Annotated in this window: 17 protein-coding genes; all 17 read right to left on the bottom strand. The window is 37.8% G+C overall.

Annotated features, from left to right (window positions below; translation table 11 throughout):
• Positions 1-13: 13 nt before the first annotated feature.
• The 17 genes from AC3WOM_RS01175 to flgD all read right to left on the bottom strand — a co-directional run bounded on the left by AC3WOM_RS01175 (position 14) and on the right by flgD (position 14,338).
• Entirely contained in the window at positions 14-1,168 is a 1,155-nt protein-coding gene (locus tag AC3WOM_RS01175; protein WP_492444466.1) for a protein-glutamate methylesterase/protein-glutamine glutaminase, read from the bottom strand.
• Positions 1,169-2,044 carry a MinD/ParA family protein gene (locus AC3WOM_RS01170; protein ID WP_492444464.1) on the bottom strand — a complete coding sequence of 292 codons (876 nt, stop codon included), beginning with the start codon at positions 2,042-2,044 and terminating at the stop codon, positions 1,169-1,171.
• On the bottom strand, positions 2,041-3,237 hold the full coding sequence (flhF, locus tag AC3WOM_RS01165; protein ID WP_492444463.1) for a flagellar biosynthesis GTPase FlhF: 1,197 nt from the start codon (positions 3,235-3,237) through the stop codon (positions 2,041-2,043). The genes AC3WOM_RS01170 and flhF overlap by 4 nt, the downstream gene beginning before the upstream one ends.
• Positions 3,234-5,267, bottom strand: coding sequence for a flagellar biosynthesis protein FlhA (gene flhA, locus AC3WOM_RS01160; protein ID WP_492444462.1), 2,034 nt, complete (start codon positions 5,265-5,267; stop codon positions 3,234-3,236). Before flhA ends, flhF begins: the two co-directional genes overlap by 4 nt.
• Positions 5,268-5,292: 25 nt before the next feature.
• A complete protein-coding gene (flhB, locus tag AC3WOM_RS01155; RefSeq protein ID WP_492444461.1) occupies positions 5,293-6,381 on the bottom strand; it encodes a flagellar biosynthesis protein FlhB in 1,089 nt (362 codons plus the stop codon).
• A gap of 1 nt (position 6,382) precedes the next feature.
• Positions 6,383-7,159: a flagellar biosynthetic protein FliR gene (gene fliR, locus AC3WOM_RS01150; RefSeq protein WP_492444459.1), complete on the bottom strand. Its 777-nt coding sequence runs from the start codon at positions 7,157-7,159 to the stop codon at positions 6,383-6,385.
• A 4-nt stretch (positions 7,160-7,163) separates the two neighbouring features.
• Positions 7,164-7,433 carry a flagellar biosynthesis protein FliQ gene (fliQ, locus tag AC3WOM_RS01145; RefSeq protein ID WP_492444457.1) on the bottom strand — a complete coding sequence of 90 codons (270 nt, stop codon included), beginning with the start codon at positions 7,431-7,433 and terminating at the stop codon, positions 7,164-7,166.
• Positions 7,434-7,446: 13 nt separating this feature from the next.
• On the bottom strand, positions 7,447-8,112 hold the full coding sequence (gene fliP / locus AC3WOM_RS01140; RefSeq protein ID WP_427540449.1) for a flagellar type III secretion system pore protein FliP: 666 nt from the start codon (positions 8,110-8,112) through the stop codon (positions 7,447-7,449).
• Positions 8,109-8,786, bottom strand: coding sequence for a flagellar biosynthetic protein FliO (locus AC3WOM_RS01135; RefSeq protein WP_492444456.1), 678 nt, complete (start codon positions 8,784-8,786; stop codon positions 8,109-8,111). The genes fliP and AC3WOM_RS01135 overlap by 4 nt, the downstream gene beginning before the upstream one ends.
• A 4-nt stretch (positions 8,787-8,790) precedes the next feature.
• Positions 8,791-9,153: a response regulator gene (locus AC3WOM_RS01130; protein WP_008180756.1), complete on the bottom strand. Its 363-nt coding sequence runs from the start codon at positions 9,151-9,153 to the stop codon at positions 8,791-8,793.
• 21 nt (positions 9,154-9,174) lie between these two features.
• Entirely contained in the window at positions 9,175-10,398 is a 1,224-nt protein-coding gene (gene fliY / locus AC3WOM_RS01125; RefSeq protein ID WP_427540455.1) for a flagellar motor switch phosphatase FliY, read from the bottom strand.
• Positions 10,391-11,386, bottom strand: a complete 996-nt coding sequence (fliM, locus tag AC3WOM_RS01120; RefSeq protein ID WP_427540458.1) for a flagellar motor switch protein FliM — start codon at positions 11,384-11,386, stop codon at positions 10,391-10,393. The genes fliY and fliM overlap by 8 nt, the downstream gene beginning before the upstream one ends.
• 32 nt (positions 11,387-11,418) lie before the next feature.
• Positions 11,419-11,847, bottom strand: coding sequence for a flagellar basal body-associated protein FliL (gene fliL / locus AC3WOM_RS01115; protein WP_427540461.1), 429 nt, complete (start codon positions 11,845-11,847; stop codon positions 11,419-11,421).
• Positions 11,837-12,058, bottom strand: coding sequence for a flagellar FlbD family protein (locus AC3WOM_RS01110; RefSeq protein ID WP_049668748.1), 222 nt, complete (start codon positions 12,056-12,058; stop codon positions 11,837-11,839). Before AC3WOM_RS01110 ends, fliL begins: the two co-directional genes overlap by 11 nt.
• 157 nt (positions 12,059-12,215) lie before the next feature.
• Positions 12,216-13,184 carry a flagellar hook-basal body complex protein gene (locus tag AC3WOM_RS01105; RefSeq protein ID WP_492444454.1) on the bottom strand — a complete coding sequence of 323 codons (969 nt, stop codon included), beginning with the start codon at positions 13,182-13,184 and terminating at the stop codon, positions 12,216-12,218.
• A gap of 77 nt (positions 13,185-13,261) precedes the next feature.
• A complete protein-coding gene (locus tag AC3WOM_RS01100; RefSeq protein ID WP_492444591.1) occupies positions 13,262-13,633 on the bottom strand; it encodes a TIGR02530 family flagellar biosynthesis protein in 372 nt (123 codons plus the stop codon).
• Positions 13,634-13,648: 15 nt separating this feature from the next.
• Positions 13,649-14,338: a flagellar hook assembly protein FlgD gene (gene flgD, locus AC3WOM_RS01095; protein WP_492444452.1), complete on the bottom strand. Its 690-nt coding sequence runs from the start codon at positions 14,336-14,338 to the stop codon at positions 13,649-13,651.
• Position 14,339: the final 1 nt, after the last annotated feature.

The following is a 14,339-nucleotide window of genomic DNA, read 5'->3' as shown; positions in this document are numbered from 1 at the left end:
GAGGACACCCCTTTTAAGGCAAATATTTCATTATTGTTTGTGCAATATCATCTACATCTGCAACTTCATCAATAAGCTGCGTTTCTACTGCTGCTTTTGGCATTCCATATACAATACATGTTTCGGCTGACTCAGCGATAGCAATTACATTGCCAGTACTTTTTAGTACCTTTAGTCCATTTGAACCATCTTGACCCATACCTGTCATAATCACAGCTACCTTATCAAAATCTTTCCATTGACTCACATCTTCAAACATCACGTCTACAGAAGGGCGATGTCCGGATCTAGGTGGTTCATTACTATCTAGAACAATGCCAAAGGAGGTACCTACTTTTCGAAGTTTCAGATGATACCCGCCTGGTGCAATATAGGCCACTCCATTTTGGAGAATATCGCCTTGCTCGGCTTCTTTTACAGTAATTTCACTTAACTGATCAAGACGAGTTGCAAGTGATTTTGTAAATCCGGCTGGCATATGCTGGACGATTAAAATCGGTGCTTGAATTGTTTTAGGTATTTTTGTAATGACTTCCTGTAACGCTCTTGGCCCACCAGTAGAAGTACCAATCAACACAATTTTCCTACCTATTTTATTCCACTCCACACGTGACCTTGATAGCTCTACTCTTGTTGGAGAAATATTGACAGGAGAGGCTATCTTTCCTTCATTAAGTGATTCTCTTCTTATGGTACTCACGTTTAATGCCGGTTCTTGTTGTCTTTTACTACCAGAAGGCTTCTTTAATTTTGAAATAGGTACCAATGATGCTTGTTCAACCTTGTGGACAAGTTCAGTTTGGATTTTATGTAAATCAAGAGAAATTGTTCCGCTCGGCTTTGCGACAAAATCCACTGCTCCAAATTCAATCGCTGATAAGGCATTTTCAGCACCACGTTGAGTTGTACTAGAAAGCATCACCACTGGAACTGGACATATTGTCATTATTTCTTTTAAAGCATCAAGTCCATTCATTTCAGGCATCTCAATATCCATTGTCACAACTGTCGGCCTCAATGTTTGAATTTTTTTTATCGCATCTTTCCCATTTCGTGCAGTTCCAACTACTTCAACCTTCGAATTACCAACAAAAAAGTCACTAATTAGCTTTCTCATAAAAGCAGAATCATCAACTACCAGTAGCTTGCTTTTATGTAAAAAGTCCAATTAATCACGCCCTTTCGAAAAAATACTTCTTAATTTAGTTAAGAATTTACTCGCTGACTGATCATGTGCGTGAACTTCCTCCACACGGTGTTCCATAAAACGAGCCACTATAAGTTGAAGTGTCTTCGAAATAAGTGCGTCCGGATAAGCAAGTGAAAAAGGTACTTGCTCGCGCACAGCCTTACGCACAACTGCATCCTCGGGTAATGATCCTAAAACAGTAACCTCTTTGTCCAAAAAACGTTTCATGGTCTGCTTTAATCGTTCATTGGTTTCCATTCCTTCTTCCTTACTATAAGCACGATTACAGAGAATATAAAACTGTTTATCCATATCTCTTACATGAATATATTTCATCATCGAATAGGCGTCTGTAATAGAAGTTGGCTCAGCCGTTGAGATAACAATAATCTCATCAATTGACGTCAGTAAATCTAATGACCAGCTAGTTGCTCCTGCCCCCATATCAAATAAGATATAATCAAAATTTTTTTGTAGTTGCTCAAATGCATGTATGAGTCGTTCAAGCAACATTTCTGACCATTCTAGGACACTCGACATGCCAGATCCACCTGAAATATACTTTAAACCGTATGGACCCTCAAATACCACTTCATCTAGTAACTTATTTCCTTCCAAGTAATCTTTTAAACTATAAGAAACATTTTTTCCTATTAAGATATTGATATTCCCCATACCAATATCCATATCAACGATTGCAACTTTTTTCCCTTTATTCGCTAGCATAGTTGCAAAATTCATTGTGAAGTTACTTTTACCTACCCCACCTTTGCCGCTTACAACAGCAATGGCTCTACCTAAATCACCTTGCCGCCTTAGCATTTTCAAGCGTAATGTTTCAGCTTGGTCTCTCATTTTTCTTCACCTTGGAAAAACAAATTAAGCACTGCTTCTAGATTAGCTTCTTCAATATCTTCTGGTACTTCTTGACCATTTGTATAGTAAGCAAGTCCTTTATTATATTTAATCATTAAATTAATCATTGTGCCAATAGAATTTGTTTCATCTAGCTTTGTAAAAATGAATTTTTCAATTGATAATTGCTTAAATTGCTCTATAATGTTTGCCATGTCCTTCTCTTTTGTTGTCATGGCAAGGACTAAGAAGGATTCCGCTTGATCATCGAATTTAATTAGACGCTGTAAATCATCGACATATTTTACTTCTTTATAATTTCTACCTGCTGTATCGATAAATACTAAATCTAAATGAGCCAAACGTTGAATGGCTTGTTCAAAGTCCGTTGCATTATAGGCAATCTCGACAGGTGCCTGTAAAAGTCCTGCATATGTTTTCAATTGCTCGATTGCTGCAATTCGGTACGTATCAGTTGTAATAAATCCTATTTTTTTCTTCTTCTCTAAAACTGCTCTAGCTGCCATTTTTGCGATAGTCGTTGTTTTGCCAACACCTGTAGGACCAAGAACATTAATGTATTTTCTTTCATAGGATATTCCTCCTATTGGGAAATCCTCTAGCCTTTTACGCAATAAATTTTTCGTTATCAGCTTACATTGTGAAAAATTAATTTCTGATGCTTCTCTAAAATGCATAAAAAGCTCATCACCAATCTCCGTGATGAGCTCTTCACTTAGCTCCTGCTGTCTTAAGTATTCAATGAAGGGGAAGAGTTCATCGGGATATTGAGCTTGGGTAGTCTTTTTATGCATAGATTGCATTAAAGATTTTAAATCTGCAATTTCCTTCCTCAATTCATCAGGAATGCCTGTGTCTTCATGTAAGGACACATCTTGCTGCGGCTGTCCTTGGTGTATTTTGGCTTGAACAGCATGGGTAATTTCTTGCAGCCTTACATTTTCTTTTTTAGGCGGTATTACAGGTACTTCGGCAGGTGTTGGAGCCAAGTTCTTTGGCTCCATTGAATCGATACCTGCCACTACCTCAAAACTTTTCTTTTTAATGATCCCGAAAAATTTCTTTGTGATTACTACTTTTGAATTTAAAATGACAGCGTCCTCACCTAACTCAGCACGCACAAGCTTCATAGCCTCTGGAATGGAAGATGCATAATATTTTTTCATTTTCATTCTACATTCACCACCCCAACACTTTGAATTTCAACCGTAGCATCAAGTTCGTTATAGGATAGAACAGGAATCTGCGGGAAGTAACGCTCTGTTAGCTGACGCAAGTACATACGAACAGCAGGAGAGCATAAAATAATAGCTGATTGCTCCATAAAGGAAACACGTTCTATTTCAGCTGCAATGGATTCCAGTACAATTTGAGAATCTTGCGGGTCCATTGCCAAGTAATTACCATGATCGGTTTGTTGAATACTATCAGCAATCATTTTCTCTACTTTACCCGAAACAGTAATAACCTTCAATGATGAACCGTCTCCAACAAATTGTGAAGTAATCTGACGCGCCAGAGATTGCCTCACATACTCCGTTAATATATCCGTATCGCTAGTTAATTTTGCATAATCAGCTAGTGTTTCAAAGATAATTGGTAGATTGCGGACAGAAACATTTTCTCGAAGTAATTTACCCAACACTTTTTGAATCTCCCCTGTTGATAATGGAGTAGGTGTCAATTCTTCTACTAAAATTGGATGTGTCTCGCGTAAATGATCGATTAGCTGCTTTGTCTCTTGACGACCAAGTAGCTCATAAGCATTGGCACGAATCATTTCTGTTAGATGTGTTGAAACAACACTTGGTGGATCAACGACTGTATAGCCAAACATTTCAGCATCTTCTTTCACTTGCTCAGTAATCCATTTAGCAGGTAAACCAAATGAAGGCTCAACTGTGTCAATGCCCTCAATAGAATCATCATCTCCTGGACTCATTGCTAAATAATGATCAAGTAATAGTTCACCGCGTGCCATTTCGTTACCCTTAATTTTAATTCGATACTCATTTGGCTGTAATTGAATATTATCTCGAATACGGACAACCGGAATAACAATCCCTAGTTCTAATGCTAGTTGACGACGAATCATAATGACACGGTCTAATAAATCTCCACCTTGAGCGGCATCCACTAAAGGTATTAGTCCATAGCCAAATTCAAATTCAATTGGGTCCACATTTAATAAATTCACAACGTTTTCAGGGCTCTTCATGCCATCTGTTGCCACTTCTTCCTCAATTTCAAGTAATTCTTCTTCATCCTCTGGTTTCTTACGCTCCATCATATATGCACCAGCGATTAGTGAAATACTGATTGGAAGTGTAACCCAGTTCGGGATAGGCGTAAATAACCCCAGCAATAAAATTGTACCGCCCGCAACATAGAGCAGTTTTGCTTGTGCAAAGAGCTGACCTGTAATATCTTCGCCAAGACTTCCCTTAGAGGATGCACGAGTTACAACAATACCTGTCGCTGTAGAAATTAATAGCGCAGGAATTTGAGATACAATGCCGTCTCCAACAGTTAACTTAGAAAAATGAGTTGCTGCTTCTGCAAATGGAAGCTTCATCTGAACAACACCGATGATAATCCCAAATAACAGGTTGATAATAACCATTACCATAGAGGCAATGGCATCCCCTTTAACAAATTTTGTGGCACCATCCATTGCTCCGTAGAAATCCGCTTCACCCGATACTTTATCGCGTCGTTCACGTGCTTCTCGCTCAGAAATAACTCCTGCATTTAAGTCAGCATCAATACTCATTTGTTTACCAGGCATCGCATCCAGTGTAAACCGTGCTGCTACCTCAGCTACACGCTCTGCTCCTTTTGTGATAACGATAAACTGTATTAACACTAGAATTAAGAATACAACTAATCCAACAAGAACATTACCGCCGACTACGAAATCACCAAAGGTTTCAACAACAGAACCAGCATCTCCGTACGCCAAAATGGCACGTGTTGTGGAAACACTCAGTCCAAGTCGGAACAAGGTTAACAGTAAAATAACGGAAGGAAATATTGAAAAATCTAATGCTTCCTTCATACTCATTGCTGTTAAAAGTACGATTAATCCCAATGTAATATTAATGACGATTAAGAAACTTAACATCCACGGAGGAAGAGGGATGATGAGCATCGCAACGATTAAAATAACCGCACCTAAAACCCCTATATCGCGAACTTTCATTTGTGTCCCTCCTACTTAAAAAACTTTAAATTTTCCGCTTAATTCGATAAACATAAGCAAGCACTTCTGCCACTGCTTTGAAAAACTCTTCTGGTACTGGATCGCCAATTTCTACCTGATCATACATTGCTCGTGCCAATGGTCTATTTTCAACCATAATGACATCATGTTCTTTTGCAATCAGTTTAATCTTTTGAGCGATAAAGTCTGTCCCCTTCGCTACAACGCGAGGAGCATCCATATTATTCTCATCATATTTGAGAGCAATTGCATAGTGCGTAGGGTTTGTAATGACAACATCCGCGCTAGGAATTTCAGACATCATACGACGCATCGCCATTTCACGTTGACGCTGTTTGATTTTTGATTTAATTAGCGGGTCACCCTCACTATTTTTATATTCATCTTTAATATCTTGCTTAGACATTTTAAGATTTTTTTCATAATCATGTTTTTGGTACATCCAATCTAAAATGGATACACAGAGTAGGACGAGAGAAGCTGCAATTCCCATGATTCCTACAAGCTTGCCCACTGTAATAAGCGTAATACCAGGACTTTTAAAGGATAATGCCAAAACCTCTGGCAAATTAGTCCATACAATAATTGTCGTAACACCACCGATAAAGCCAATCTTTAATACGGACTTAATCAGCTCTACAATGGCCTTAACTGAAAATATTTTTTTTAATCCCTTGATTGGATCCATCTTCGTTAAATCAAATTTCATAGGCTCTAAAGTAAATAAAAAACCAAATTGCAGAAAGTTACCTGCTAAGGCTCCTACAAAGGCTATTGCCATTATTGGAACAACGATATATGCCATCTGCACCAACGTTTCTATAAATAAATGTATGACACTTTCTATCGTTAGTGTTTCTACGCGTATATTATGAATGAAAGTTTGTCTGAAAAAGGCCAGTAAATCGTCTCGCATTGAACCTGCAAAGAAAAATAAGAAGATAAAGACCATGAGCATGACAATTGCACTGGAAATATCCTGACTTTTAACAACCTGACCCTTTTTTCGGGCATCTTGTCGTTTTTTAGGTGTCGCCTTTTCCGTCTTTTCTCCGGAAAAATATTGTAAATCTAAGTCTAGTAGTAGCTTCATTTTACCCACCACCTAAAATTGCCATAAAATCTCGCATTGCATAAATCATAATGCTAATCAACTTTTGGATAACCTGAATCATTACAGCCATCATTGTAAATAACACTAAAAAACTTACACCAATTTTAATAGCGAAACCGACTACAAAAATGTTTAACTGCGGGACTGTTTTAGCAGTAATACCGAGCGATAAATCAACTAAAAACAATGTTGCTACTACAGGTGCAGCCATTTGAAAGGCAATGGCAAAAACAGCCGTAAATGTTGTTATAATAAACGTAATATAATTGTCACTCGAGAAATGGGGAAATCCTTGATCCATCGGTAAAAATTGATAACTATAATAGATGCCATCAAGAATCATATGATGTCCATTAATAGCTAATAGTAAGAGCAATGCTAACATATTAAAAAATTGCCCAATTAAAGGACTTTGTGCTCCTGTTTGCGGGTCAATAATATTAGCGATAGCAAACCCCATTTGAAAATCAATAAAGCTTCCGGCTATTTGAATAGCCGACATGATGATATAGCCTACTAAACCGAGTAGCAGTCCAATAAGGGCTTCTTTCATCACTAATAGTATGTAATCACCATTAAAGGCAAATGGCTCAACGTCTATCGTATAATACATCATCCAAGCTAAAACGAGTGCGAGAGTTATTTTGACTTGTGGAGGAATCGTTCTGTACGAGAAGAAAGGAACCGTAACAAAAAATGCCGATACGCGCACAAGTACTAACAAGAAAACCGTGAAATGCGGAATTAATTCATTCATCTACTCACCCTATATAACGCGTTAAATTCTCAAAAATATCTCTCGCATAGTTTGTCACCTGGGATAACATCCATGGCCCAAAAAATACAATGGCCACTAATACAGCGATGATTTTTGGAACAAATGCTAATGTTTGCTCTTGAATCGAAGTTGTTGCTTGAAAAATACTTACCGTTAAACCTGCAATTAGTGCAACTAAGAGTAGTGGACCGCTTGTTAGAAGGATAACCATAATGGCACGCTCTGCAATTGAAATAACCAATTCACCTGTCATACTGTATCATCCCCTAAAAACTTTGTAGTAATGATTTCATCACGAGATACCAGCCATCAACGAGAACAAATAATAAAATCTTAAACGGTAATGAAATCATAACCGGCGGTAACATCATCATCCCCATCGACATAAGCGTACTTGCAACTATCATATCGATAACTAGGAATGGAATAAAAATCATAAATCCTATTTGAAAAGCGGTTTTAATTTCACTTAATGCAAAAGCAGGTACAAGCATAGTTAGAGGAATTTCTTCTACTGATGCTGGTTTTTCTGCCTGATTGTATGTTAAAAATAAGTCTAGATCTTTTTGCCTAGTATGCTTACTCATAAATTCCTTAAAAGGCTCACTGGCACGATCATAAGCTTCTTCAAGCCCAATTTCTTCAGAAAATAAGGGCTGCAATGCCTCTTTGTTAACCTCTTGGAATGTCGGAGCCATGATAAAGAAAGTTAAAAATAAAGAAAGACCAACAATGACTTGGTTTGGCGGCATTTGCTGTGTCGCCAACGCTGTTCGAACAAATGATAATACAATGACAATTCGTGTAAAAGAAGTCATCAAAATTAATATACTCGGTGCCAGTGAGAGAACCGTTAACAGTAAAAGGAGCTTCACAGCATTGGAGACATTTGCCGCATCGCTGTTGGACAAAATACTGATTGCATCATTCATTTATCATCATTCTCCTTTTGCTTCCATCTCTCCAGTTCTTCACTACGCTCCTGTTTAATTTCGGATATCTTTTTTTCAAATAGCTCACCAAATGAGTCTTTTCCTTGTTCTATGGATGAACTACCATTATTTTTTCTCTTAAACTTCGAAAATACTTCTGCAATATACGGTGATGATGCTGCAAGTTCTTGTCGTTCATTATAAAGTGCTAAAAGTGCTGCGACTTCTTCAGGATCAGTAATTTCACGTAACAGTTGAACATCCTCACCAACCCCAACTAAATAGAGTGTTTTCCCTACTTGTAATAACTGCACTGACTTTTGTGCACCTAACGATAAACCGCCTAAATTTTGTACCAATTGATTACGTTGAAAGTTTAAATTTCTTTTATTTAAAAACTTCATTAACCCATAAAATAAAGCTACAACAAAAATAAGCGCCAAAACCATTTTTATGTATTCCCATGCAGATATATCTCCAGCTGCTGATACATCTGAATCTTGTGGAGCAGCTGGATCAGTATCTTCTTTACATGCTTCTGTTTTATTGATGCAATCATCGACACTGCCTGTGTTAGATTCAGCGAAGACAGAAGCAGGTGCAGGGTACAAAAACAGGAAGGATACAAGAAATGCGAAAATCATCGTTAGACGAAATGATTTTAACATTTGCATGCAATCATCCTAGAGCTTTTTGAATCGCTTCAATTACACGATCAGCTTGGAAAGGCTTTACGATAAAGTCTTTCGCACCTGCTTGAATTGCATCGATTACCATTGCTTGTTGTCCCATTGCTGAACACATGATTACAGTTGCACTTGGATCTGAGCCCTTAATCGCTTTAAGAGCAGCGATACCATCCATTTCAGGCATTGTAATATCCATTGTTACTAAATCTGGCTTTAGTTCATTGTACTTTTCGACAGCTTGTAAACCATCAGCTGCCTCCCCAACCACTTCAAATCCATTTTTCGATAAAATATCCTTGATCATCATGCGCATAAATGCAGCGTCGTCTACAATCAAAATTCTTTTAGACATGGTTAACTCCTCCAATTGAAACTATCTTAAATTATTTAAACGCTCTGCTTGACTTAAAACATCTGTAATGCGGACACCGAAGTTTTCATCAATTACAACGACTTCACCTTTAGCGATTAAACGACTATTTACTAAAATATCAACTGGTTCACCAGCCAATTTATCTAGTTCAATAATCGAACCACTAGATAGTTCTAATATCTCTTTTACAGAACGTTTCGTACGTCCTAACTCTACAGTAACTTGCAATGGAATATCAAGTAGCATATTTAAATTTCTAGCTTCAGATTGCGAGATTACATTCGTATCAAAACTAGCAAACTGCGCTTGTTGAACATTGACAGGCTGAACAGGTCTTGTTGCATAAGGGATCTGTTGTTGCTCTTGATACATTGGTTGCTGCTGTACTGGCGCCTCCTGTTGTTGATAAATTGGCTGTGCTGGTGGTGGTGCTACTTGCGCTTGTGGTTGCACTGGAGGCGGTGCTATTGGTGCTTCAGGTGCAATTGTCGCAGCTACAGGTTCTTCTATTGTTTGTGTTTCTCCTAATAGAGACTTCACAATATTTTGACTAAATTTTAGCGGTAATAATTGCATTAAATTTGAATCAATTAAATTACCGATACGTAATCTGAAAGATACTTTTACAAGCAAATCATCTTCCGGAATATTTTCTCGTCCTTCATTTTGAGAAATATTCATTAAATCAATTGTTGGTGGAGAAATATCCACTTTTTTGTTGAATACAGTCGACATGGATGTTGCCGCAGAACCCATCATTTGGTTCATAGCTTCTTGAACAGCACTTAACTGAATTTCACCTAAGTCTGGTTTCGGATTTAATCCATCTCCGCCTAACATTAAATCAGCAATAATTGCTGCATCAGATTGTTTAATAACAAGTAAATTCATACCTGTTAAACCAATCGTATATTCAACTTGGACTGCCACATAAGGATGAGGAAATTCCTCTTCTAACTTATTGCGGTTAATCATTGAAATACTTGGGGTAGTAATATCTACTTTTTGACCTAACAATGCTGAAAGTGCTGTGGCAGAGCTACCAAAAGATATATTACCTACCTCACCTAATGCATCTTGGGCAAACGAATCAAGATAATCCTCTACTCGTATATCATTCATATCATCATTTGTAGAAGCTTCAGAGCCGCTGTTTTTATCTTCCAACGTCTCGCCCCTTAATAACGCTTCAATTTCTTCTTGGGAGAGCATTTCATCACTCATCTTCGTCTCCTCCTTTCAAAGGGTCGATAATTTGGATTGCTAATTTTTTGCCTTGCTTACCTGGTTGAACAGTAAATTTCGGTAATGTCCCTACTTTTAACATTAAAGGATTTTCGATTTTTTGATCTAATTGAATAACATCCCCAACTTGCATTGTCAGGAAATCCTCAATCGTGATATCTGTATTACCTAATTCAACGCTAAGTGGTAATTGGGCTTGTTTAACACGCGTTTCAAGCATTTTTGTTTGTTCTGGAGACATCTCTTTGGTATTTGTTTGCATCCAGTAACGAACAGATAGATTTGGAACAATTGGTTCCAATACAACATGTGGAATACAAATATTTATCATGCCACTTGTTTCACCAATAATCGTATTTAAGGAAATGACAACAACTGTTTCATTGGGTGAAATCATTTGTAAAAATTGAGGATTCACCTCAAGCTCCACTAAAATTGGATCAATTTCCGCAACATTTTCCCACGCTTCACGTAAATTATCAAATGAACGCTCAAATAGGTTTGTCATAATTTTTGTTTCAATTTCAGTTAAATTATCCACATTACTATGACTTGACCCACTTCCGCCCATTAAACGATCTAGCATGGAGTAGGCGATATTCGGATTTATTTCCATCAATATATTACCATCTAATGGCGGCACTTCAAACACATTAATGAGTGTCATATTCGGAATCGAACGTACAAACTCTTCAAATGGTATTTGGTCCACTGATGCAACCGTTATCTGCACATAGCTTCTCAGCTGTGCAGAAAAGAAGGTTGTCAGTAGTCGTGCAAAATTTTCATGTATTCGGGTCAAACTTCGGATTTGATCTTTGGAGAATCGAAGTGCTCGTTTAAAATCATAGACCTTAACCTTGCGCCCCTCATCCTCTTTCTTTATGTCGTCCGCTGACATTTCCCCAGTTGATATTGCGGAAAGCAGCGCATCTATCTCGGATTGAGATAACACATCTCCTGCCATTTGCCCACCTCCATTTCAAGCAGTTTTTCGTTTTATGAAGTAATAAAGGAGGTAAAATAAATCTCCTGAACTTCTCCTTCTTGCATCAATTCATTTATTCGTGTTTTTAATGATTTTTGGAAAATTTGTTTACCTTGCTTACCTTCTAAATCTTTTTGCTCCATTTCGGAAAGCTCCTGAATAACAATATCTTGCACTTGGAACATACGTTTCGTTAATTCTTTAGCTGCATCTTCACTTGATGTTTGAATTTTTAACGAAAATCGTACGACTCTGTTATCAGCTAGATTTGTCGTTATTTCTGGAACCTCTACAGAAGCTTTTACGATGTCATCAATCGATGGTTCAAGCGATCCAGCTGGCTTATTAAATTGGGTTAGCAATACAAACGCAATACCCCCGATAAGTATGATTGCTACTAGTACGATAATAATCATCGTCAACATTTTGTTATTCTTCATCTTCTTCACCTCGTAGATGCGGGTTTGATAGTATTTGTATATTTTTATAAAAGGCGGTTACCTTTTGTCGCACCTCATCTTCACTCTGTAAAACAATGATTTTGGTTCCAGTCGTTAATGTTATAGTCGTATCTGGGAAAGATTCGACCGTTTCTATGTATAAAGCATTCAATGTAAATGCTTTGCCATTTAGACGTGTTAGTTCAATCATTGAAATAGGGCCGGGTCTAGCGTGAGAGCCGGCCCGACCCTCCCTCATATGAAATTATGTTTTGATAAATCTGAATGCTGTATTCATATCCTAGTAATATATGCATTACCAAGTATTTCTTAACAAATAAAGCATACAAAATTAAAACTATTTTAGTCTATCGTTTTAAATTTACTAGCTCTTGAAGTACTTCATCAGATGTTGTGATGATACGAGTGTTTGCCTGGAAGCCACGCTGTGCCACAATCATTTCCGTAAATTCCTCTGATAAATCAACGTTAGACATTTCTACTGCCCCAGGAACCACTTTCCCCATCCCTGCTACTGTTGCTACTTGTGCATAAGCAACACCAGAGTTCGCTGTTTCTTGATAATAGTTACCACCAACCTTAGCAAGACCACCCGCATTCGGGAATTTTGCCATAATCAGCTGTCCTGCCCATTTACGTTGACCGTTTAAGTCTACATATTCAATCGTACCATTAGGACCTATGCTAATCTCCTTAGCCGTTGTTGGAATACGAATTGGTCCTACAGTTCCATCATCAGGTGTTAATTCACCATCATCATTAAATAAGTTAGCGCCCTCATCCCCTGAAGCGATTGGTGCCTCATCTGGATTTATACCGTCATCATCAGCTACCATAACAATTTCTTCCCCAGCGGATACACCCACTAAATATTTACCGTCAGCATTAACTAAGTAGCCATTACTGTCCATATAGAAAATACCATTTCGGGTAAATAAAGTATTGTTGAAGCCTTCTTCACCAATAAAACCACTATCTGGATCTGGAGCACCATTTGCATTAGCAACCATAAAGAAGCCATCCCCTTCAATTGCTAAGTCAAGTCCACGTCCTGTACCTTGTAATGAACCACCACCATGAATCGTATCAATGGCAGCTAATTGAGAACCCAAACCAACTTGTTGAGGGTTAACGCCTCCTCGTGTAGCAGTTGCAGCAGATGCACCTGCTTGTGTTTGAGACATTAAATCTTTGAAATTAACACGACCTTTTTTAAAGCCAACCGTATTAACGTTAGAAATATTATTACCAATAACATCCAGCTTAGTTTGGAAGTTTTTAAGACCTGAAATACCTGAATACATAGAACGTAACATAAATGCCGTTCTCCCTTCATTTTAAATTGTGTGCGTCTATCATTCAGCACACTAGGCTTCCAATTAAGGTCCAGCCCTTAAAGCACAATGGTGCCATCAATATTTGTAAATAATTGTTGCTTTGCCTCCGTGCGATCCATTGCTGTAATGACAGTAGCATTTTTAGCACTGACAATTAAAGCCGCTTGATCCATCAAGACTAATGGTTGTTTGACACCTTTTGAATGTGCCTCAAATACCTTGTCTGATACAACCTGCCATTCTTGATCAGAAATCGCTATTTTACGCTCCATAATACGTTCTTGGGCATGCTTGCTCACTTTTAGTTCTTGTTGTTTGGTAGCCTCCTGTAAATGAGCTTGAAACGATTGCTTCGATTTTATCGGCGAGGGCTGTATTTGGCGAATAGATGGATGCAATGGTACACGATGAATTGAAAATTTATCCATCATTATTCTCCACCTTTATTCGCTTATTACGGTAAAATCCTTGTCTGTTAACCTTTTATCATTGTCTAGCACATAATGAATAGCGCCATCTTTATTTGTTACAGAAACAATTCGTCCTTGCAGTTCTTGTTCTCCGTCTTTATAGGTAACATTTTTACCAATTAACTTACTTGCCTGTACAAGTGGCGATTCTGAAACTGAACCGTTATTGTTTGAATTCGTTGTAGAACCACTTAAAACAGCTGAAATATTACCTGGTGTTATTTCTTTGCCATCCGCTAATACAAATACAACATTACCATCTACGAATTTCAGGGATTGGATAACACCGGTTCCTTCATTGACAATAGGTTTTTTATCTTCATCTACCTTGTCAGTTAACTCGTGCCATTTGACTTCCTTACCGATAAAGGTCGAATAATTCATCATCTGTGTTTGTTGCTGTGAGGCAAGCAATGACTCCATTGCTTTCGTCATATTTTGCATTTGCTCTAATGAAGAAAACTGAGCCATCTGTGAGATAAACTCTCGGTCATCCATTGGATTTGTTGGGTCTTGATGTTGTAATTGTGTAATCAGTAATTTTAGAAAGGCATCCTTACCAAGTTCACTATTTCCTGTCTGTTTTGTTGGTCTTTTATAATTAGAATAATATAAGTCATCCGTTATTGATGTGTTCACAGTATTATTCGTTGCATCTGCCATG

Source organism: Lysinibacillus sp. FW301-JW8, assembly GCF_058788755.1.
This window is presented reverse-complemented; position numbering and strand designations above follow the sequence as displayed.

Coding starts and splice junctions, on each gene's coding strand:
- AC3WOM_RS01170 (WP_492444464.1), bottom strand. CDS start 2,044: ATGAGAGACCAAGCTGAAACATTACGCTTGAAAATGCTAAGGCGGCAA.
- flhF (WP_492444463.1), bottom strand. CDS start 3,237: ATGAAAATGAAAAAATATTATGCATCTTCCATTCCAGAGGCTATGAAG.
- flhA (WP_492444462.1), bottom strand. CDS start 5,267: ATGAAAGTTCGCGATATAGGGGTTTTAGGTGCGGTTATTTTAATCGTT.
- flhB (WP_492444461.1), bottom strand. CDS start 6,381: ATGAAGCTACTACTAGACTTAGATTTACAATATTTTTCCGGAGAAAAG.
- fliR (WP_492444459.1), bottom strand. CDS start 7,159: ATGAATGAATTAATTCCGCATTTCACGGTTTTCTTGTTAGTACTTGTG.
- fliQ (WP_492444457.1), bottom strand. CDS start 7,433: ATGACAGGTGAATTGGTTATTTCAATTGCAGAGCGTGCCATTATGGTT.
- fliP (WP_427540449.1), bottom strand. CDS start 8,112: ATGAATGATGCAATCAGTATTTTGTCCAACAGCGATGCGGCAAATGTC.
- AC3WOM_RS01135 (WP_492444456.1), bottom strand. CDS start 8,786: ATGCAAATGTTAAAATCATTTCGTCTAACGATGATTTTCGCATTTCTT.
- AC3WOM_RS01130 (WP_008180756.1), bottom strand. CDS start 9,153: ATGTCTAAAAGAATTTTGATTGTAGACGACGCTGCATTTATGCGCATG.
- fliY (WP_427540455.1), bottom strand. CDS start 10,398: ATGAGTGATGAAATGCTCTCCCAAGAAGAAATTGAAGCGTTATTAAGG.
- fliM (WP_427540458.1), bottom strand. CDS start 11,386: ATGGCAGGAGATGTGTTATCTCAATCCGAGATAGATGCGCTGCTTTCC.
- fliL (WP_427540461.1), bottom strand. CDS start 11,847: ATGAAGAATAACAAAATGTTGACGATGATTATTATCGTACTAGTAGCA.
- AC3WOM_RS01110 (WP_049668748.1), bottom strand. CDS start 12,058: ATGATTGAACTAACACGTCTAAATGGCAAAGCATTTACATTGAATGCT.
- AC3WOM_RS01105 (WP_492444454.1), bottom strand. CDS start 13,184: ATGTTACGTTCTATGTATTCAGGTATTTCAGGTCTTAAAAACTTCCAA.
- AC3WOM_RS01100 (WP_492444591.1), bottom strand. CDS start 13,633: ATGGATAAATTTTCAATTCATCGTGTACCATTGCATCCATCTATTCGC.
- flgD (WP_492444452.1), bottom strand. CDS start 14,338: ATGGCAGATGCAACGAATAATACTGTGAACACATCAATAACGGATGAC.